Annotated in this window: 23 protein-coding genes, 1 tRNA gene and 1 pseudogene; 7 read left to right on the top strand and 18 right to left on the bottom strand. The window is 56.7% G+C overall.

Features of this window, described 5'->3' with window-relative positions:
- Window positions 1-3 precede the first annotated feature (3 nt).
- A complete protein-coding gene (locus L6D63_RS25630) occupies window positions 4-969 on the bottom strand; it encodes a glycosyltransferase family 2 protein (RefSeq protein ID WP_131669952.1) in 966 nt (321 codons plus the stop codon).
- A 276-nt stretch (window positions 970-1,245) separates the two neighbouring features.
- On the opposite strand from L6D63_RS25630, the gene L6D63_RS25625 reads away from it, so the two are divergent.
- Window positions 1,246-1,437 (top strand): YegP family protein, encoded by a 192-nt coding sequence (locus tag L6D63_RS25625; protein WP_007963291.1) that lies wholly within the window; start codon window positions 1,246-1,248, stop codon window positions 1,435-1,437.
- 155 nt (window positions 1,438-1,592) lie between these two features.
- The gene (locus L6D63_RS25620) at window positions 1,593-1,799 is read left to right on the top strand and encodes a hypothetical protein (RefSeq protein WP_131669951.1); all 207 of its coding nucleotides are present in this window, start codon (window positions 1,593-1,595) and stop codon (window positions 1,797-1,799) included.
- Between the two features lie 123 nt (window positions 1,800-1,922).
- Here L6D63_RS25620 and L6D63_RS28680 read toward each other — a convergent pair.
- Window positions 1,923-2,093: pseudogene (locus tag L6D63_RS28680) on the bottom strand (toxin-antitoxin system HicB family antitoxin); the annotation flags it as partial.
- A gap of 449 nt (window positions 2,094-2,542) precedes the next feature.
- On the opposite strand from L6D63_RS28680, the gene L6D63_RS25615 reads away from it, so the two are divergent.
- A complete protein-coding gene (locus L6D63_RS25615; protein ID WP_131669949.1) occupies window positions 2,543-2,836 on the top strand; it encodes a DUF3077 domain-containing protein in 294 nt (97 codons plus the stop codon).
- Between the two features lie 246 nt (window positions 2,837-3,082).
- Here L6D63_RS25615 and L6D63_RS25610 read toward each other — a convergent pair whose 3' ends face one another.
- The 8 genes from L6D63_RS25610 to dapA all read right to left on the bottom strand — a co-directional run bounded on the left by L6D63_RS25610 (window position 3,083) and on the right by dapA (window position 8,890).
- On the bottom strand, window positions 3,083-3,682 hold the full coding sequence (locus L6D63_RS25610) for a DUF4326 domain-containing protein (protein WP_131669948.1): 600 nt from the start codon (window positions 3,680-3,682) through the stop codon (window positions 3,083-3,085).
- Window positions 3,679-4,122 (bottom strand): DUF488 domain-containing protein, encoded by a 444-nt coding sequence (locus L6D63_RS25605; RefSeq protein ID WP_131669947.1) that lies wholly within the window; start codon window positions 4,120-4,122, stop codon window positions 3,679-3,681. Before L6D63_RS25605 ends, L6D63_RS25610 begins: the two co-directional genes overlap by 4 nt.
- A gap of 9 nt (window positions 4,123-4,131) precedes the next feature.
- Window positions 4,132-4,821, bottom strand: coding sequence for a dual OB domain-containing protein (locus tag L6D63_RS25600; protein ID WP_131669946.1), 690 nt, complete (start codon window positions 4,819-4,821; stop codon window positions 4,132-4,134).
- 375 nt (window positions 4,822-5,196) lie between these two features.
- Window positions 5,197-5,286, bottom strand: a tRNA-Ser gene (locus L6D63_RS25595).
- An 84-nt stretch (window positions 5,287-5,370) separates the two neighbouring features.
- Window positions 5,371-6,084 (bottom strand): phosphoribosylaminoimidazolesuccinocarboxamide synthase, encoded by a 714-nt coding sequence (purC, locus tag L6D63_RS25590; protein ID WP_007963288.1) that lies wholly within the window; start codon window positions 6,082-6,084, stop codon window positions 5,371-5,373.
- Between the two features lie 28 nt (window positions 6,085-6,112).
- The gene (locus L6D63_RS25585; RefSeq protein ID WP_047292293.1) at window positions 6,113-6,874 is read right to left on the bottom strand and encodes an MBL fold metallo-hydrolase; all 762 of its coding nucleotides are present in this window, start codon (window positions 6,872-6,874) and stop codon (window positions 6,113-6,115) included.
- Between the two features lie 4 nt (window positions 6,875-6,878).
- The gene (gene bamC, locus L6D63_RS25580; protein ID WP_095667291.1) at window positions 6,879-7,994 is read right to left on the bottom strand and encodes an outer membrane protein assembly factor BamC; all 1,116 of its coding nucleotides are present in this window, start codon (window positions 7,992-7,994) and stop codon (window positions 6,879-6,881) included.
- 17 nt (window positions 7,995-8,011) lie between these two features.
- Window positions 8,012-8,890 carry a 4-hydroxy-tetrahydrodipicolinate synthase gene (gene dapA / locus L6D63_RS25575; RefSeq protein WP_047292292.1) on the bottom strand — a complete coding sequence of 293 codons (879 nt, stop codon included), beginning with the start codon at window positions 8,888-8,890 and terminating at the stop codon, window positions 8,012-8,014.
- 325 nt (window positions 8,891-9,215) lie between these two features.
- Here dapA and L6D63_RS25570 point away from each other — a divergent pair, with 325 nt between their 5' ends.
- Both L6D63_RS25570 and L6D63_RS25565 read left to right on the top strand, forming a co-directional pair.
- A complete protein-coding gene (locus L6D63_RS25570) occupies window positions 9,216-9,776 on the top strand; it encodes a glycine cleavage system transcriptional repressor (protein ID WP_047292291.1) in 561 nt (186 codons plus the stop codon).
- Between the two features lie 10 nt (window positions 9,777-9,786).
- Complete coding sequence (locus L6D63_RS25565; protein WP_047292290.1) at window positions 9,787-10,260, top strand: peroxiredoxin; 474 nt, start codon at window positions 9,787-9,789, stop codon at window positions 10,258-10,260.
- A gap of 86 nt (window positions 10,261-10,346) precedes the next feature.
- Here L6D63_RS25565 and L6D63_RS25560 read toward each other — a convergent pair whose 3' ends face one another.
- On the bottom strand, window positions 10,347-11,417 hold the full coding sequence (locus L6D63_RS25560; RefSeq protein WP_027614463.1) for an AI-2E family transporter: 1,071 nt from the start codon (window positions 11,415-11,417) through the stop codon (window positions 10,347-10,349).
- 32 nt (window positions 11,418-11,449) lie between these two features.
- Window positions 11,450-11,689 (bottom strand): sulfurtransferase TusA family protein, encoded by a 240-nt coding sequence (locus L6D63_RS25555; RefSeq protein ID WP_236170452.1) that lies wholly within the window; start codon window positions 11,687-11,689, stop codon window positions 11,450-11,452.
- A gap of 98 nt (window positions 11,690-11,787) precedes the next feature.
- On the opposite strand from L6D63_RS25555, the gene L6D63_RS25550 reads away from it, so the two are divergent.
- Window positions 11,788-13,221, top strand: coding sequence for a M48 family metalloprotease (locus L6D63_RS25550; protein WP_041070373.1), 1,434 nt, complete (start codon window positions 11,788-11,790; stop codon window positions 13,219-13,221).
- 80 nt (window positions 13,222-13,301) lie between these two features.
- Here L6D63_RS25550 and L6D63_RS25545 read toward each other — a convergent pair whose 3' ends face one another.
- From L6D63_RS25545 to rpoE, 4 genes are all read right to left on the bottom strand, one after another.
- Window positions 13,302-14,732 carry a DegQ family serine endoprotease gene (locus L6D63_RS25545; RefSeq protein ID WP_047292288.1) on the bottom strand — a complete coding sequence of 477 codons (1,431 nt, stop codon included), beginning with the start codon at window positions 14,730-14,732 and terminating at the stop codon, window positions 13,302-13,304.
- A gap of 210 nt (window positions 14,733-14,942) precedes the next feature.
- Entirely contained in the window at window positions 14,943-15,905 is a 963-nt protein-coding gene (locus L6D63_RS25540; protein WP_131669944.1) for a MucB/RseB C-terminal domain-containing protein, read from the bottom strand.
- Between the two features lie 8 nt (window positions 15,906-15,913).
- Window positions 15,914-16,501, bottom strand: coding sequence for a sigma-E factor negative regulatory protein (locus L6D63_RS25535; protein ID WP_041070379.1), 588 nt, complete (start codon window positions 16,499-16,501; stop codon window positions 15,914-15,916).
- Window positions 16,502-16,531: 30 nt separating this feature from the next.
- A complete protein-coding gene (gene rpoE / locus L6D63_RS25530; protein WP_003172477.1) occupies window positions 16,532-17,113 on the bottom strand; it encodes an RNA polymerase sigma factor RpoE/AlgU in 582 nt (193 codons plus the stop codon).
- A 558-nt stretch (window positions 17,114-17,671) separates the two neighbouring features.
- On the opposite strand from rpoE, the gene nadB reads away from it, so the two are divergent.
- Window positions 17,672-19,288, top strand: a complete 1,617-nt coding sequence (gene nadB, locus L6D63_RS25525; RefSeq protein WP_086792017.1) for an L-aspartate oxidase — start codon at window positions 17,672-17,674, stop codon at window positions 19,286-19,288.
- Here the strand turns inward: nadB and L6D63_RS25520 are convergent.
- On the bottom strand, window positions 19,257-19,709 hold the full coding sequence (locus L6D63_RS25520) for a protein YgfX (protein WP_047292284.1): 453 nt from the start codon (window positions 19,707-19,709) through the stop codon (window positions 19,257-19,259). The two genes, nadB and L6D63_RS25520, sit on opposite strands and share 32 nt — an antisense overlap.
- Window positions 19,693-19,947 carry an FAD assembly factor SdhE gene (locus L6D63_RS25515; protein WP_007963266.1) on the bottom strand — a complete coding sequence of 85 codons (255 nt, stop codon included), beginning with the start codon at window positions 19,945-19,947 and terminating at the stop codon, window positions 19,693-19,695. Before L6D63_RS25515 ends, L6D63_RS25520 begins: the two co-directional genes overlap by 17 nt.
- Between the last annotated feature and the right edge of the window lie 11 nt (window positions 19,948-19,958).

Raw genomic sequence — 19,958 nt, 5'->3', positions numbered from 1 at the left:
GTATCAGTCCTTGGGGTCATAGACGCGACGCACCAGAAAAACCGGCCGGCGTTTGGATTCGATGTAAGTGCGCCCCAGGTACTCGCCGAGTACGCCGATGCCGATCAACTGCAGGCCACCGAGGAACGTCACGGCTACCATCAACGAGGCATAACCGGGCATGTCGATGCCGTGGATCAGTGTGCGCACCACAATAAAAATGGCGAAGGCAAACGATACCAGCGAGACCACCGCGCCGATGTAAGTCCAGATTCGCAGCGGTTCGGTACTGAAACTGGTGATGCCCTCGAGGGCAAAATTCCACAGCCGCCAGCCGTTGAACTTGCTCTGCCCTGCCACGCGCTCGGGCCGCTCGTAATCCACATGGGTGGTGCGAAACCCCACCCAGGCAAACATGCCCTTCATGAAGCGCCGGGACTCGGGCAAGGTCAGCAAGGCGTCGACCACGCAACGGTCCATCAGACGGAAATCACCGACGTTTTCCGGCAGCGGTTGCTCGGCAATCTTGTTGTGCAGGCGATAGAACCAGTGGGCGGAAGTCTGCTTGGCCCAGGTGTCGCTGCGGCGACTGATGCGATGGCCGAGCACGACTTCATAGCCTTCGCGCCAGCGCTCGATCATTTGCAGAATGACTTCGGGCGGGTCCTGCAGGTCGGCATCGATGGGGACAATGATCTGCCCGGTGGCGATCTGCAGGCCAGCGGACAAGGCGGCCTCCTTGCCGAAATTGCGGCTCAGGTCGACGATGCGCAAACGCGCGTCGTGCTGCTGACGTTCCAGCAGCCCCTCAAGCGTGGCATCGGTACTGCCGTCATTGACGAACAACAGTTCCAGAGCAATCGAGGTCTGGTGCCGGAAGACTTCATCAATGCGCCGAATGAACGCGTCGAGACTGTCCTCCTCGTTAAAAACCGGGACAACCAGCGATAACGTGACCCGTGTGGCCTGTGCTGTTCCATGCTCAGTCAAGGGAATGCTCTTTTTATAGTGTTTGTCGGTCGTCGAAACATTTTCAACGCCATGAGCCGTCCCGTATTAAGCAGTAGCGCCGTTAGCCTTGCAAGGCGCAATTGGCGACATTCCGGCCAATCCAGACGCCATTGCGCACGCTCTAGTCCGCACTCCTCAGAAACATCTGCCAACGATTGGAAACAAATGCCCGATAGCGAAAAAAACTCGCTCCGCTAGGCTTGCGTCGATGCGACACACAGGTTGTCGCAAACACCATCGCAAGGAGCGAACTGAATGTATTTCGAGATCTACAGGCAATCCCGAGGCACCCCGAGCACCGGCAAAGGCCAATGGCGCTGGCGGCTGAGGGCGGGCAACCACGAGACGATTGCCAGTGGCGAGTCGTATGTGAACAAGGCGGATTGTTTGCATGTGATCGAGTTGATCAAGGGTGTGCAGGGCGAAACGCCAGTGAAGGAAATCTGACCCCACCAGTCGCTATAGCGCGGTTTCCTACAGCCTCTTCCTTTTTTTCCTGCACCACTGGCGAAGCACTTTTGCGCCCCTACGCTGTTCAGCGTACGGGGCCATTCAGCCCCTGTTGCGCCACATAACATTCACCCCAAAAAAGGAGCTGCACCATGGCGAGAGACAAAGCGAAAGACGACAAGCACTTCAACTGCACCCAAACGCACGAAGCCGACTACGTCGTCAGCCTCTACCCGCACGCCAAGGATGAAGTGAGAACCTTCCTGACCACAGCTTGCAAGGACAACACGCTGCGCAACTCGACGCACAAGGAACTGTATGACCTGATCAAACAGAAACTGGGGCACTCGCAGCCGTGAGTGACTGAGGCGGGCGTTCGATAAACCCCGCAGAAACAAAAAAGCCCCGCAGGCTAGGTCCTGTAGGGCATTTTCTATGAATAAAGTTCAGGATCGGGATTCCACCCCGTTACACGCCACACGAGTATTCAGATAATCAGTGACAGCTTCTTCAAATGCTGCTCGAAGCTCATTAACTGAATCGCCATGAAACCCCACAACGTCCTTTATTCCGAAGATGTGGCCAACGAACAAGCAGTCTGCGTGGCTGTACTCATACCGGGCGAAATAGCCGTTGTAGCTCATCAATCTCATGATGTAGTCCTGCGTGCTCAACTAGAATGGTTGCCAGAATAATCGAGTGACTCTCACTGAGGTTGTAGGCAAAATCCGCGACTTGCGTGCGAACATACACTACGTGCGTTTTTCGTCAGGCCTCAACCTTGTTGGCCTGCATTTCGGCGGGATAGTCTCCAAGCATCGCTGCACATTCAGCGATCGGGCTTGGAAACCCGTCGAGTCACGCAATCACCGCTCACAACACTGGCGTTCTTTTCGAACGCGAGTTTGTGTTATGGCGGCTGTGCGTGGGACGCCTTCGGGCGTGCCGGTCTCCTTGACTCCCGGTTTCCAACCTGCGTACAGCTGCCACCCATTCGCTTGGAAACGAAAAGTGGCAGTTCACTGACGTCAAGGAGTTCCACAATGCAGCTGTTTTCCCGATACAAAAAAGATTTGATCATCTCAATCAACGGAGATGGAAAATGACCGAAATCCCAGAAGAAAAAACCATCGGTCTCACCCCTTTCATCTACTGTTCAGATAACCCATTGTTCCATGTCAGCGCTGGCGTCCCCATTAGCGAAGCTCTGTCACAGGCCTCTGATTTATTAGCGCTCGCCAAGTCCTTTGCAGAAGATGCAGCGTTCATAAGAGACACTGACCGTTATGCTTGGGCAGCCTATTACCTGACCGCTATGAGCAAAGCGGTGATTGATGATGTGGTGAAAACTGTCATACCAAGGCCAGGATGGACGACACCCAACGCTGAAAAATAGCGACTGCCTTACCTGACGCCTCCCAAACACGAAAAAGCCCAGCAACAACGCTGGGCTCATCGAGCTGATAGACCCAGCACTGGAACTGATGTGAGAGATCGTTGCATCAGAGAAGCAACCGGAAACTGGGAGCAGGAAGCAGGAAGCGGAAATGGGAAAAGATTATTCTTTCAACGAACGGACTTACAGCGAAAATAAACCAGCCCTGTTTTGCCTTTGGAAATCGACAACCGTAGAGTTACCGAGTCATTTGCCATCGTCTTGGGAGTTGAGATAGTTGGCGATGACATCACCATGACACGCTGCAGGCTTGCAGTGACAACCGAGCGTCTTACCTCTGAGCTTTTCGATGTTTTCATCAAATTTTTCGGGTAATTTCAAAAAACGTTTTTCGAAATCATAAGCAAACTTGGCTATAACTTCGTCACGTGTGCCTTCTTTACCCATCTGGTAGGGATTGCCCCACAGGGTTCCCCGACCGATGTAAACATCATAACTATCACCATTATCTTTATTAGATACTTTGGTGATTTTTAAATTTATAATTCTTGTGGGTATTTCTTTTTCTCGTAAATCATTATCGAGCATAAAGAAACAGTTTCTTTCTTCATCTTGAAAAAGAATAGCGTGTGTGACTTCCTTCAATGCTTCTTTGTCTGAGCCAAACGGGATTGCTGTCAGCCCCTTTGACTGTGAATACTTTTCGATGAAACTATTTTCATCAGATACGAAAATCAGCTCTACCTTTTCAAGAGAGCTGATAATTTTATCGACTTTCCTTTCAAATTTCGAATATGAAAGGAAGTCGATAGGATAAGCAATTAAGACCTTTGCATCTTTACTCATATTAAATCTTTGACAACCGCATCAGATTGATCCCACGCTTGCTTGAGATAATTTGCAACCAGCCTTCGATGACACTGGTGCGGCTGATGCTCACTGCAAAGCAAGCACCCTTCGTCAATGATGTCTGGTTTTACGTGCTTTTCAATATTTCGCTTTGCCATCAGATTTAGAAATTCATCCTCATATTGCTGCCAAGAAATTTCCTTTTTCTGGTATGGCGACAAAATTTCTTTCGTGGGTGCCAATTCTGGCAAATGCACGTAGTCAACGTCGCATAATTCTTTTAGGAAATATTTCAAGTCGTCTCTTTTTGCAAATCCTGAGAGCTGTGAAATATTATTCAATCGAACGTCAACAACCCGCTTTGTGCCTGATAATTTTATCAAGGCGAAAAAACGTTCTGCTTTTTTCTCCGTAAAACCTATTGTGAAAATCTTCATTTTTACCCCTTAGAATACTGCGGCGACCAATTTATAAGCATCTCCGTTGTAAGGTTCACCTAGGCTAATGGTGAAATAGCTTACGTTAGCCGCGTACTCGCCATCTTGCTGGGCCTTGTAGTGTTGCTCTGTCTCTGGATCTGTGACGGTCAGAGCATACTGAATGCGGTTATAGGTAAACTTGGCTCGTACAACACGTTTCGGATTACCAAATTGGGCTCCCTCGGCACTGACCTTGAAGGTGACGTTCTGCGGCTGAATGAGGTAAAGGCTCTGACGGGGTTCAGTCAGGTGCTCAACAGACACCCTATCGTTCACACCTGAATAGCTGTGATTGCCATTCTCCCATAGGGTATCTGGAGCATCCGCAATCCCTGCAAGGTCATTGACAACCATTTGGCCCGCTTTCTCCCAATAAATGGTGTCATCAATGATATGGTTCTCACGCTGGAAACCCGCAGGGGCGGTATTCGTGAAGGTGATGTCGATAACATCCAGTTTTTGAGCCGTGGTGCCGTCCTGATACTCACGATCTCGCTCAGTGATTTCATGTGTTGCAGTGGTGCCAATGGGACGCAGCCAAGCCCCTGTGTAGTCTCCCGTTGTCACCTTACCAGCCACACAGCGGCCACTGAGCTTACGAGAATTTGCCAAGCAGATGATTCGATACTGATACGGCATTTTGTGCGTCCCTTCCATGATGGCGATGTGCCTTGCAGCATCCTCCCTTCGCTCATCACAGATGGCAAGCCCTACTTTCGTTAATTCACGACCGCACCACCCCAAAGGTTTATGAAGAGGGCTACGTCACAATCTAAGAGCTTCTAACGCACAACTGCTCGCGTGCTGTGCAAAGCGAGACGAACCTCGCTCTTTCGCACCATAAGGCTGTCACACAGGGTGCTGGCTAATGAGGCGTGAAGGTAGGATTTAATCGCCAAATGAAAAAAGTACAGACGAAAAAAAACAGCGACTTGGTCACTGCAGTTTGGCAAAAAATTGCTACAAACTACTGCTACAAATCGCTGCTTTTTCACCTTCGTAACTCATTGATTTACAAAGGTTTTTTAATAATGGCGGAGAGATAGGGATTCGAACCCTAGGTACCGGTGAAGGTACAACGGATTTCGAATCCGTCCCATTCGGCCACTCTGGCATCTCTCCAACGGCGCGCATCATAACAACACTTCTGCCGAAAGCAAACCCTCTTTCGAAAATTTTCTCCGTGCTATCAGATGCTTGCGTCGATTAAAGCGGTACACCCAGACGATTGGCGACTTCTTCGTAAGCTTCGATGACGTCACCGAGGCCCTGGCGGAAGCGGTCTTTGTCCATCTTCTTCTTGGTGTCCTTGTCCCACAGACGGCAGCCGTCCGGGCTGAACTCGTCGCCCAGGACGATAGAACCGTCGCTGAACACGCCGAACTCAAGCTTGAAGTCCACCAGCAAGAGGCCTGCGTCGTCGAACAGTTTGCTCAGGACTTCGTTGACCTTCAGCGACAGTTCTTTCATGCGCGCCAGTTGCTCGGCGGTGCCCCAGCCGAATGCCACGACGTGGGATTCGTTGATGAACGGGTCGCCCTTGGCGTCGTCCTTCAGGAACAGTTCGAAGGTATACGGGTTGAGCTTCATGCCCTCTTCGACGCCCAGACGTTTTACCAGGCTGCCGGCAGCGTAGTTACGCACGACGCACTCGACCGGGATCATGTCCAGCTTCTTCACCAGGCACTCGTTGTCGCCCAGCAGCTTGTCGAATTGGGTCGGGATGCCGGCCGCTTCGAGTTTTTGCATGATGAAGGCGTTGAACTTGTTGTTCACCATGCCTTTGCGGTCGAGCTGCTCGATGCGCTTGCCGTCGAACGCCGAGGTGTCGTTGCGAAACAGCAGGATCAAGCGGTCAGCGTCATCGGTCTTGTAAACCGATTTGGCTTTGCCGCGGTAGAGTTCTTCACGTTTTTCCATGATGGGCTCCGCTTGCTAAGTAGATGGGCTAGGCGATATGGCGCCAGTCGAGCCCTGAATCTTGATCGGCCAGTTGCAGCCAGTCCGGGTCGCACCCGAGAGTGTCGACAAAACATTGCCGGGCCAGCTGCGGCAGGTTGTTCTTGCTGCTCAGGTGGGCGAGAACCAGATGCTGCAAGCCCTGCCACCCCAACTCGGCCACCAGGAATGCCGCCTGATGGTTGTTCAAATGTCCCAGCTCGCCGCCCACCCGCTGCTTGAGAAAGTGCGGGTAATGACCACGTGCCAGCATGTCGCGGCAATGGTTGGACTCGATCATCAATGCATCGAGATCCCGATAACCGTCCAGCACCCGTTCGCAGTAGGAACCCAGGTCGGTCAGCAGGCCGAAGCGCCGCTGCTCGTTGTCACTGAATACATACTGAGTCGGCTCTTGCGCATCATGGGCCACGGCAATGACCCCGATGTTCAGTGCGCCGATCTGCAACTGCTCGCCGCCGGCGAGAAAGCCTGCGGGTTCGATCGGTTTGCGCATCCCGCGCAGTGTGCCGCGACTGAGGTAGACCGGCAGATTGTAGCGCCGAGACAGCAAACCCACGCCATGCACGTGGTCGGCATGTTCGTGGGTTACGAGTATCGCGCTCAGCTGCGCCGGATTCACACCCAGGCGCAACAGGCGTTTTTCGGTTTCCCGCAGGGAAAAACCACAATCCACCAGCACATACGTATCAGCGCTGGCGATCAGCGTGCCGTTCCCTTGGCTACCGCTGCCGAGAACGGCAAAGCGCATGTGATCAGCCCAGGTTGTCCTGAATCACGCTCAACACTTTGCGGGCCACATCGGCCGGCGCAACGGTGTTGATGTTCTTCTCGACGGTTACCTGAACGTTTTCGCCGACCTTGCTCAGGCGCACCTGATAACGCTCGGCGCGGGCTTCAACTTCTTCCTTGGTCGGCGCACTGCCGAACAGGCTGCTGAAGAAACCAGGCTTCTCGTCCTTCTTCTCGGCTTTTTCGGCCAGGTTGATGTAATACAGACCCAGGCTGCGGTTGATGTCCTCAACTCGCCATTGACCTTGCTCCAACGCACGACCGACGCTCGACCAGGCACGATCCAGATCCGGACCGACGTTCAACACCGGGTTGCCGCTGCCGTCTTCGCTGAGGCTGACACGGCTTGGGGTATCGAAATCACGCGAAGCCAGCATCGACACCGAACCACCCTTCTCGGATGTCCGGCTCATGCTCGCCAGCATGTCGTCGACCAGCGCTGCGTCCAGGCCAGTGTTGACCGAACGGTTGGTGAAATCGACGTCAGCGGTGCTGCCTGCAGGACGCTCGGCGCTGACCACGTAGATTTCACTGGTGTTGCGCTGCACGCCTGGCTCGATGCGCACCCGCACGCGGGTTTCGCTGTCGGCGGCGACACCCGCTGCGCTCAGGCGCTTGGCCATGGCGGCGGACAGCTCGTCGGAATGCTGCCAGGTGGTGGTGAATTCACCGGTTTGCGGACGCTGTTCATCCAGACGGAAACCGTTGTCCTGGAAGAACTGCACCGCCACTGGCCAGACTTCGGCCGGTGGGTGCTGGGCCACGACCCAACGCGAGTCACCGCTCTTCTGCAGCGAGTAGTCGGTTGCATCGGCAATCGCGGTCAGCGGTTGTGGACGCGGCACCACGTATTCGCCCTTGGCAGTGTCATCGGCCACGTTGCGCGGAATCGGCAACAGTGGATCAAGACGCTTGGAGGTGCTGACATTCGGTGGCAATTGCATCGGTGCAGTCTGTTGCGCTTCCAGGTAATCGCTACCACGGTCACGGAAATAACCTTCCGGGCCCCAGACCCATCCGCAGCCACTGGTGCTGGAGATAATCAAGGCAAGTGCGGAAAGTCCGGCCATTCGCTTCATGCGTTGTACTTCCTCAATTAAACCAGGACGCTGCACTGGCGCAGGGCCGTGCGAAGCGTTTCATGACAAGGAGCGCTCAGCCAGGTCAGCGGCAGGCGGATGCCTTCGTGCATCAGGCCCATTTCAACCAAAGCCCACTTCACCGGAATCGGGTTGGCTTCGATGAACAGGTCCTTGTGCAGCGGCATCAGTTTTTCATTGATTGCCCGTGCGGTATCGGCGTCGCCTTTCAACGCGGCCTCGCACAGGTCAGCCATTTCGCGCGGGGCGACGTTGGCTGTTACGGAGATATTGCCTTTGCCACCCAGCAGGATCAGCTCGACCGCGGTCGGATCATCGCCGGACAGCACGATGAAGTCCTTGCTCACGCCGTCGATGATGGCTTTGGCGCGTTTCAGGTCACCGGTGGCTTCCTTGATGCCGATGATGTTCGGCACGGTGGACAGGCGAATCACCGTCTCGGCCTGCATGTCGCAGGAGGTGCGGCCGGGAACGTTGTAGAGAATCTGTGGAATGTCGACGGCTTCGGCAATGTGCTTGAAGTGCTGGTACAGGCCTTCCTGGGTCGGCTTGTTGTAGTACGGCACGACCAGCAGGCAGGCGTCGGCGCCGGCTTCCTTGGCATTGCGGGTCAGCTCGACGGCTTCGCGGGTCGAGTTGGCGCCGGTACCGGCGATCACCGGAATGCGCCCGGCTACCTGTTTGACCACGGCTTTGATGACGGCGATGTGTTCTTCTACATCAAGGGTCGCCGACTCGCCGGTAGTACCGACCGCGACGATGGCATGGGTGCCGTTCTTGAGATGGAAGTCCACGAGTTTGCTGAGGCTGTCCCAGTCAAGACGCCCTTGTGCATCCATGGGAGTGACCAGTGCCACCATACTGCCCGCAATCATGAAACCGCTCCTGCCGGAAAAAGAGAGCGGTAATGGTACTGGCGCCAAGATGCTTGCACAAGCGAAGTACTGCGCCGCCATTCCCCTTGGCGTCGGTTTTCGCTACCCTTCAGACTTTGATCGGTACAGATCAGCTTGTACGCCGGGTACCAGCCTCCCCTTTCGGCCTCCCAGGCCCCGTTCCAGGGTCGCAGTTGCACGTTCCGCCTTTATTGGAGCGAATTGCGAGCCAGGTTCCGAGGCTTTCTGAACGGGCACGCGCAGACGCATCCCGACGGCCAACGCCCATCGACCTACCGACCGCTCATCGCTTTAGGAATGCTGCATGTCCACCCCCACAGTTCGCGAACAATTCCTTGTCATCAGTGCCCTTGGCGCCAACCCCATGGAGCTGACTAACGTCCTGTGCCGCGCCAGCCATGAAAATCGCTGCGCCGTCGTCACGTCCCGCCTGACCCGCCACGGCGAGTGCAGTGCCCTGGTGCTGGAAGTTTCCGGTAGCTGGGACGCGCTGGCCCGCCTTGAAGGCAGCCTGCCGACCCTGGCCAAGCGCCACGCCTTCACCGTCAACGTGGTACGCAGTGCGGCGCTGGAAAATCGTCCGCAAGCACTGCCTTATGTAGCTTATGTCAGCTCGGCGTATCGCCCGGACATCATCAATGAGCTGTGCCAGTTTTTCATGGACCACAACGTCGAGCTGGAAAACCTGACCTGCGACACCTATCAGGCCCCGCAGACCGGCGGCACCATGCTCAACGCCACGTTCACCGTAACGCTGCCGGCCGGCACCCAGATCAGTTGGCTGCGCGACCAGTTCCTGGACTTCGCCGACGCAATGAACCTGGACGCGCTGATCGAACCTTGGCGCCCCCAAAACCCAATGTAAGGAAGCTTTCATGGCCGTTGTCATCGACCAACCGGTTGCGGATTTCGAAGCACCTGCCACCAGCGGGCAGACCATCAGCCTGTCTGCCTTGAAGGGCAAGCAAGTGGTGATCTACTTCTATCCGAAGGACAGCACCCCGGGCTGCACCACCGAAGGCCAGGGCTTTCGTGACCAGTATGCGGCGTTTCAGGCTGCCAACACGGAGATCTTCGGTATTTCCCGCGACAGCCTGAAGTCCCACGAGAACTTCAAGTGCAAGCAGGAGTTTCCGTTCGAGCTGATCAGCGACAAGGACGAAGCGGTCTGCCAGCTGTTCGACGTGATCAAGTTGAAGAAGCTGTACGGCAAGGAATACCTGGGCGTCGATCGCAGCACGTTTCTGATCGACAAAAACGGTGTGCTGCGTCAGGAATGGCGCGGCGTGAAAGTGCCGGGGCATGTGGATGCGGTACTGGCTGCGGCTCAGGCGCTGAATAAAGCCTGAAGATCAAAAGATCGCAGCCTGCGGCAGCTCCTACATTGGAATGTGTTTCCCTGTAGGAGCTGCCGCAGGCTGCGATCTTTTGGCTTTTATAGTAACGGAGCCACCACAGGCTCCTTACGCGGCCATGCATCCAGCACGGCCTTGAACAGCGTCGCCAGCGGAATCGCAAAGAACACGCCCCAGAAGCCCCACAACCCGCCAAACAACAGCACCGCGCAGATGATGGCCACGGGGTGCAGGTTGACCGCCTCGGAAAACAGCAAAGGCACCAGCACGTTGCCATCCAGCGTCTGAATGATTCCGTAGACCGCCATCAGATAAATGAACTGATCGCTCCAGCCCCATTGGAATAGCGCGATCAGCAGCACCGGTACGGTCACCACCACCGCACCGACGTACGGCACGACCACCGACACCCCGACCAGCAACGCCAGCAGCGCCGCATAGTTAAGGCCGAGGGCGACGAAGGCGATGTAGGTCACGCCGCCGCAGATCACGATTTCGATAACCTTGCCACGAATGTAGTTGGCAATCTGCCGGTTCATCTCCTGCGCGACCCGGGTGATCAGCGCCCGCTCGCGAGGCAGATAGCCGCGCACCCACTCGCCGATCATGGCCCGATCCTTGAGAAAGAAAAACACCAGGATCGGCACCAGCACCAGATAGATCATGATATTGACCAGCAGCGGCAGGCTCGACAGCGAAAAGGTCAGCGCCCACTGCCCGAATTTGCCGATTTCACCACGCGCGGCTTCGATGGCCTGCAGCACCTGCTCATCCGAGACCAGGTGCGGATAGCGCTCGGGCAGCAACAGCAGCAGCGACTGCCATTTGGCGAGCATGCCCGGCAGTTCGTTGAACAACGTGATCAACTGATGCCAGAGCAGCGGCAACACCACCACGATAAACACCAGCAACACGCCCATGAACAGCGCAAACACCAGGCCCACCGCCGCCGCACCGGGCACGCGCATACGCTCAAGAGCAAGCACCAGCCCCTGCATCAGGTACGCCAGCACCATCCCCGCCAGTACCGGCGCGAGCATGCCACCGAGCGTGAGCACTGCGGTGAAGGCGAGAAACAGCAGCACTGCCAGCACCACCGCTTCTTCGTCGGAAAAATAGCGCTGAATCCAGTCGCGTAACACTTTGAACATCAATAATCCCTAGGTCTTTTACGCGGGGGGGGTCAGGCTTTTTTCAACCAGTAACGGTAAACGCCTGCTTCGTCTTCTTCGCGCAGCAGCGTATGACCGGCCAAACGGGCAAAGGTGCGGAAGTCGCGCTGCGAGCCCGCGTCCGTGGCGATTACCCTGAGTATGGCGCCGCTGGGCAGCTTATTGAGCTCCATTTTGGCCTTGAGCAACGGCAACGGGCAATTCAGGCCACTGGCGTCCAGTTCACAATCATGGGCTACAGCGTCAGTCATTGCGTCACTCCGGTTCAGATGGTCGAGCGGCCTAGAATATCTGGTCGCGGGCCCGGTGTCCGGCTACAGTAAGGTCTTTGTCTTCTAAGGCTTTGTGCATGACATTTCTGCGCCCTACCCTGTTGACGCTCGCTTGCCTGCTCGCCTCACCGGGCTTTGCCGACGATCTGCCGTCACTTGGCGACGCCAGTTCTGCCATTGTCTCACCGCAACAGGAATACCAGCTGGGCCGCGCCTGGCTGGCGATGTTGCGCAGTCAGGTTGCACAACTCAACGATCCGCAACTCAAGGACTACGTCGAGTCCAGCGTCTACAAGCTGGTGGAAACCAGCCAGGTAACTGACCGCCGCCTGGAATTCATCCTGATCAACAGCCCGCAACTCAACGCCTTCGCGGCGCCAGGTGGCGTGGTCGGGGTCAACGGCGGGCTGTTCCTCAATGCGCAGACCGAAGGCGAATATGCCTCGGTACTGGCTCACGAACTGGCTCACTTGTCGCAACGTCACTTTGCTCGCGGCGTCGAAGCTTCGCAACGGATGCAGGTACCGATGATGGCGGCGCTACTGGCTGGCATCGTGATTGCCGCTGCCGGTGGTGGTGATGCCGGGATCGCGACCATTGCCGGCAGTCAAGCAGCAGCCATTCAATCGCAACGTACCTTCTCGCGCCAGAACGAACAGGAAGCCGACCGTATTGGCATCCTCAACCTGGAAAAGGCCGGATACGACCCGCGCTCGATGCCGACCATGTTCGAACGCCTGATGCGCCAGTACCGCTTCGACGCCAAGCCGCCGGAATTTCTGCTGACTCACCCGGTAACCGAGTCGCGTATCGCTGACACCCGTAACCGCGCAGAACAAGCGCCAGCCGGCGGCATTGAAGACAGCATGCGCTATCAGTTGATCCGCGCCCGCGTTCAGTTGATCTACGAAGAAACACCGGGACTGGGGGCCAAGCGCTTCCGCGCACAACTGGACGAGAACCCGAAGAACGACGTGGCGCGCTATGGCCTGGCAATCGCCCAGATCAAGGGTGGTCAGCTCAATGAAGCGCGGGAGAACCTCAAGCAATTGCTGGCCAAGTCGCCCAACGAGATCATCTACAACCTCGCGCAGATCGACCTGGACATCACCAACAACCGCCTGCCGGACGCGCAAACCCGGGTTGACCGGATGCTCACGCAATACCCGGGCAATTACCCGCTGAATCAGGTTCGTGTCGATCTGTTGCTGAAACAGAATCGCACCGCCGACGCGGAAAAAGCCCTCGACAGCTTGCTCAAATCTCGTCCGAACGATCCGGACGTGTGGTATCAGGTCGCTGAAACTCGTGGCCTGTCCGGCAATATCATCGGCCTGCATCAGGCTCGCGCCGAATACTTTGCGCTGGTGGGGGACTATCGTCAGGCGATCCAGCAGCTCGATTTTGCCAAACGCAAGGCGGGCAGCAACTTCCCGCTGTCCTCGCGAATCGATGCGCGCCAGCGTGAACTGATGGAGCAGGAACGCATGATCAAGGACATGATGGGCTAAGTGTTCATCAGCGACATAAAAGTTTCAGGCATAAAAAAACCGCCTCTTTCGAGGCGGTTTCTTATTTCACTGCAACCTGATTATTCAGCCAGTTTGAAGGTGATGAAACTCGCGCGACCTTCGCGCAGAACGCGCATCGACACTGAACGGTTCTTCGGCAGCGCCTTGGCGATCTCGCCGAACTCTTTGGTAGAGCCAATGGCCTGGTTGTTCAGGTGCGTGATCACGTCACCCGGCTGCAGACCGATCAGCGCCGCAGGACCATCCTGAACCTCCTTGATCACCACACCGCCCTTGAGGTCGTAGGTTTTCTTCTGCTCAGCGGTCAGTTCCGCCACCGAAACGCCGAGGCGATTGCTGCTGCTTTCCGCACCGGACTTCGGCAGTGCTGCCAGCTCTTTGTCCTCATCAGGAATCGCGCCGACAGTCAGCTCGACATTCTTGCGCTTGCCGTCACGAATCACTTCGAGGTTGGCCTTGGCGCCTGCCTTAAGTGCACCAACCAGATGTGGCAGGTCAGCGGACATGACGATCGGCTGACCGTTCATGCTCAGGATCACGTCACCCACTTGCAAGCCACCCTTGGCTGCCGGACCGTCATCCTGAATCTGCGCAACCAGCGCTCCGGCCGGCTTATCAAGACCGAACGATTCAGCCAGATCCTTGTTTACTTCCTGAATAACCACGCCCAGCCAGCCGCGGCTGACCTTGCCACCGCTTTTCAGCTGATTGGAAACGTCCATCGCCACGTCGATCGGGATGGCGAACGACACGCCCATGAAGCCACCGGAACGGGTGTAGATCTGCGAGTTGATCCCTACCACTTCACCGTTCAGGTTGAACAGCGGGCCACCGGAGTTACCCGGGTTGATCGGCACGTCAGTCTGGATGAATGGCACGTAGTTTTCGTTCGGCAGGCTACGGCCAACGGCGCTGACAATGCCTTGGGTCACGGTGTGGTCAAAGCCGAACGGCGACCCGATCGCCACCACCCACTGACCGGCTTTCAGGTCCTGAGACTTGCCGAGTTTGAGCACCGGCAGATCCTTGCCATCGATTTTCAGCAGGGCCACGTCGGAGCGCGGATCGGTGCCGATCAGCTTGGCTTTCATTTCACTGCGATCTGCCAGACGCACGAGGATTTCGTCGGCATCGGCAATCACATGGTTGTTGGTCAGGATGTAGCCATCCGAAGAAATGATGAAGCCCGAACCCAGCGATTGTGCTTCACGCTGACGGTCGCCGCGCGGCGAACGCTGCTGAGGCGGCATGCCACGCTCGAAGAACTCGCGCAACATCGGCGGCAAGCCTTCCAGGTCAGGCATCTGCTGGTTCACCTTGCGATCCGGCAGTTTCTGCGTGGTACTGATGTTCACCACCGCAGGCGAGGCCTGTTCAACCAGTTGGGTGAAGTCAGGCAAGTCGGCCGCCTGGACAGCGGGGACAGCCTGACCCAGCACCAGCACGGTGGCGAAAATGGAGAGATAAGACTTCAAGCTAAGTATCGACATACAGCTCCCGTTACGACGAGCAGGGTTAAGCGATATGGAGCAAGGAACACCGGGAACCGCGGGCCGGTATTTTTGTTCCGGGAACAACAGACAAGGCCAGAGCCGTGAGGCTCTGACCTATAAAAAACTTTCGGGTGATTTGCAAATGAAAATGCTGAGCAAACATTTCATCTACGTCTCGACGAAGAGGTGGAAATGACTGAAATCAGCTCACTGCTTGCTGGTTGCAGCGCCATCATTGCGCATCGACAAAGCAATGCGTTCAGCTGTGCCAATTGGAATTTCTCCGACCACCGTGACCATCATCTCACCCTCGGGCGTGGTGAGGCGGCGAGAAACGGCAACAGTCGGCCCCAACTGCGTGCGGGTGTCAGTCACTGTCGCACCGTTGAGTGGCTCCAGGAACACCGAGAAACGCGCCAGACCGTCGTCATACATCAGGCTGTTGACCTGAGTCTTGGTTTCCGGATCTTTGTGCGAGGTACTGCTGGTCAGCACGAACCCCGGAGGCAGCCAGTCCGAATGCCAGACCTGAGCCGTCTTCACGGCAGACGCTTTGTCACTGTCCAAGGTGATGGCCTTGCAATCGGTGCCCGCCTGCAAATCTTTATCCGACGGGACCTCAGCGGTATCAAGGCTGGTGAACTGGAAACGCTCGAGCAACTGCCCCTTGTCATTGAGCAGCAGTGACTTAAGCGGCAGAGCGGTCTGTTTGTCCAGATGAAGCTCGAAACCATAGCGATGCTGGTCTCGCGGCGTCAGCGATACGATAACCGCATCCCGCCCGGCCACGCGCGACTTGCCGATGACAGCAAGGTCATACCAGTTTTTCAGCTTTTGGGGATCAAACGCACGAGCGGTCGAGTTGGAAGAGTCTCCCAACCCCGCAATCAGAGTGCCACTGACACATTGAGTATGCCCATCAATGCGCACCACTTCCTGTGCCGAACCGTCCAGCTGAACCAGGCGCTCACGAACCTGACCGTTCTGGACACGATGCCAGATGTTATGGGTAGAAAAACTACCGTTACGCTCGTAAACGAAGGTGCCTTGAAAGCTTTGCTGCTGTTCGGCCTGGCCCAGACGGTTCAACCAGTCCTGGGCCTCATCAGCGTGGGCTGGAACAACGAACCAGCCACTGAGCAGAAGCGAAAGTAAAGGTATGGCGCGCATGATCCTCCTTAACGGTTTTCCATGCTTGCTGCACGCGCATAAGGCAAGGCGCTTTCAGTACCTTTCAGTGCAGCCTGCTGGGCATGCTGGCGCAGATAACCTGGCAGACGCTGATCATGCCAGCCTGGCTGACCTTGCAGAACGCCATTGGCCATCGGACCGGTGGTTTCCGAGCTTTCCTTATAGCCTGCCAGCACTGCAGGGCCTTTGGCTTGCGGTGCTACCAGCGAAGGCTGATTGGACTGCTGAGCCAACTCGACACCCGCGATTTCGTCCTGGTTGTACAGACGAACACCGGCCAGTACGGCAACGGTCACCGAAGCGGCAACGGCCAGACGACCGAGGTTACGCCATGGACCACGGGATACTTTGGCTGGAGCCGTTTCGTCTTCCAGCGCAGCAGAGACTGCCGCAGCGATGTCCAGACGCGGAAGCAGCAGGTCCTTGTGCATGGCTGCCCGGGCGATCTGGTAACGGGCCCAGGTCTCACGGGTTTCAACATCGTCCAGTGCATTGATCACTCGACGCAATTCCAATTCGTCCGCTTCGTTATCCATCACTGCGGACAGCGATTCCTGCAGGGCTTCACGACTCATGGCGTTCCTCTCTTGGCTGTCGCCGCTGTCTCAGTTTTCCTGCAACAACGGCTGCAGGGCTTTATCGATGGCCTCCCGAGCGCGGAAAATCCGGGAGCGCACGGTACCCACCGGACACTGCATGACACTCGCAATGTCCTCGTAACTCAGACCATCGAATTCACGTAAAGTTAACGCCGTACGCAAATCCTCTGGCAGTTGCTGAATGGTTCGATGGACGGTGCCTTCGATCTCATCCCGCAGCAACGCGCGTTCCGGTGATTCGAGATCCTTGAGGCCATGATCGCCATCGTAGAACTCTGCGTCTTCAGAACTTACATCACTATCCGGCGGCCGGCGGCCGCGTGAAACCAGATAGTTTTTTGCCGTGTTGATGGCAATACGGTAAAGCCACGTATAGAACGCGCTATCTCCGCGAAAGTTTCCTAATGCTCGGTACGCCTTGATAAAGGCTTCCTGAGCCACATCCTGGGCTTCATGGGTGTCGTGCACAAAACGCACGATCAACCCGAGAATTTTGTGCTGATATTTCAGCACCAGCAGATCGAAAGCTCGCTTGTCGCCACGCTGAACGCGCTCGACCAGCTGCTGATCCTCTTCCTGGGTTAGCATGAACACTCCTCGATAAGCATGGAGGAGGCTTGCATAACTAAACGACCAGACTTGCAAACATAGACTCGGGCTTTTCGCAAAAGTTCTCCCCCTCCAGGCAAGTTTCCTGCGGGCTCTGATTTGGCACGCACGAAAAACGCAGCGCGGGATAAACCGGCTGCGCGAATAATCTTGTCATCGGTTCGCCGGCAAAAACCCAATCGCAGGTTCTGCATTGAAGCCGACACTGTCCCGTGTTTCTGGCAACTGTCTATTGATCTTGGGCCTCTGGCAAAAGTTCCAATTATTTATAGCCATGCTGGAGCGACATTGAACGACCGTGCGCTGAAAAAGCCTGTTTCATCCTCGATACAGTTGCCTTTTTCCAAAACGATGAAAAAAAACCTCCGACGAAACGTCAGGCTTTTGTCGTCAAAGTAGTTTCACAATGCCATACAAGCCCGGCTATTGTGCCGCCCCACCCCTCTATATACTAGTGGGCTGTGTGGCTGTCTTGACTCGCCGATCCAGCTGTCTTGCGCCAACCCCGATCCGGGTCGCTTTGAGCGGAATCCTGAAATGAGCCAACAGTTTCAACACGATGTTCTGGTGATTGGCAGCGGCGCTGCCGGTTTGAGTCTCGCGCTGACCCTGCCGGGTCATTTGCGCATTGCCGTATTGAGCAAGGGTGATCTGGCCAACGGTTCGACCTATTGGGCCCAGGGCGGCGTCGCTGCCGTGCTGGACGATACCGACACTGTCGAATCCCACGTCGATGACACCCTGAACGCCGGCGGCGGTCTGTGCCATGAAGACGCGGTGCGTTTCACTGTCGAGCACAGTCGGGAAGCCATCCAGTGGTTGATCGACCAGGGCGTGCCGTTCACCCGCGACGAACAGTCCGGCACCGAAGACGGCGGCTTCGAATTCCACCTGACCCGCGAGGGCGGTCACAGTCATCGGCGCATCATCCACGCCGCCGACGCAACCGGCGCAGCGATTTTCACCACCCTGCTCGCCCAAGCCAGAGAGCGCAGCAATATAGAGCTGCTGGAACAACGGGTTGCCGTTGATCTGATCACCGAGCGTCGTCTGGGCCTGGACGGCGAGCGCTGCCTCGGTGCCTACGTGCTGAATCGTGCGACCGGCGAAGTCGATACCTACGGCGCGCGTTTCGTGATCCTCGCGTCCGGCGGTGCGGCCAAGGTCTACCTCTATACCAGCAACCCCGATGGCGCCTGCGGTGATGGCATCGCCATGGCCTGGCGTTCGGGCTGCCGGGTGGCCAACCTGGAATTCAACCAGTTCCACCCCACTTGCCTGTATCACCCACAAGCCAAGAGTTTCCTGATCACTGAAGCCTTGCGCGGCGAAGGTGCGCACCTGAAGCTGCCCAATGGCGAACGGTTCATGCCGCGTTTCGACAAACGTGCCGAACTGGCACCACGCGACATCGTCGCCCGTGCCATCGACCATGAAATGAAGCGCCTGGGCGTCGACTGCGTCTATCTCGATATCAGCCACAAGCCGGAAGCCTTCATCAAAAGCCACTTCCCGACCGTTTATGAGCGCTGCCTGGGTTTTGGCATCGACATCACCAGGCAACCGATCCCGGTCGTACCGGCGGCGCACTACACCTGTGGTGGGGTGATGGTCGATCAACACGGTCGCACCGACGTGCCGGGGCTGTACGCCATCGGCGAAACCAGCTTCACCGGTTTGCACGGCGCCAACCGCATGGCCAGCAACTCGCTGCTCGAATGCTTTGTCTATGCGCGTTCGGCGGCGGCGGACATTCTTGCGCAACTGGATGCCGTCACCGCGCCAAACGCCCTGCCCGAGTGGGACGCCAGCCAGGTAACCGATTCCGACGAAGACGTGATCATCGCCCACAACTGGGATGAGCTGCGCCGCTTCATGTGGGACTACGTGGGGATCGTGCGCACCAACAAGCGCCTGCAACGGGCGCAGCACCGCGTGCGCCTGCTGCTGGACGAGATCGACGAGTTCTACAGCAACTATAAGGTCAGCCGCGACCTGATCGAGTTGCGTAATCTGGCGCAAGTCGCCGAGCTGATGATCTGCTCAGCCATGGAGCGCAAGGAAAGTCGCGGCCTGCATTACACGCTCGACTATCCGAACCTGCTGCCCGAGGCGCTCGACACTATTCTGGTGCCGCCCACCTACGCCGGCTGAATTTGAGCCGCACTCGCAGGCGTCGGTGCACATCCGCTGCCTGCGAGTCTCGCGGTACGCAGATCGAACGCACTCGCCGCTCCCCACGCAGACGAAAGCGCAACACCACGATCAACGGCAACGCCAGGCTGTCCGGGCGCAACTGCACCGCTTGCCAGCCCCCCGCCTGATTCCACAACTGCCAGCCATCGGCGTCGCGGCGCAATCGGCAAAAAGCCTGCGGATGCTTCAACAGTATCTGCCGTGGCAACACCCATGCGGCGTGCAGCACACAGGCGAAAGCTCCGAGCAGACTGGCCCAGAGTGGAATCGACAGGAGAAACAACACACCCACAGCGAACGCCTGGGCCAACAGATACGCCGCCAGCAACTGCCGTGAGGCATGCCAGCGGCATTCGAAGGTGTTACTTGGGCTGAACACGGTCCAGGATCATCCGGACCATGCGCTGCAGTTCCGGGTCTTCGGATTCGCTGCGCTCCATGAACCAGCCGAACATGTCCTGGTCTTCACAGGTCAGCAGTCGGACATACAAGTCGCGATCGACCTGGTTGAGGTGCGGATAGACCTCCTGCACGAACGGCACCAGCAGCACGTCAAGTTCCAGCATGCCGCGGCGGCTGTGCCAGAAGAGGCGATTGAGTTCAACTTGTTCGACCATGGAGCCCTCCT

It is taken from the genome of Pseudomonas parakoreensis (genome assembly GCF_021602155.1).
Lineage (GTDB): Bacteria > Pseudomonadota > Gammaproteobacteria > Pseudomonadales > Pseudomonadaceae > Aquipseudomonas > Aquipseudomonas parakoreensis.
The sequence above is the reverse complement of the archived record's forward strand: the minus strand, read 5'-3'. Positions and strand labels throughout refer to the sequence as shown.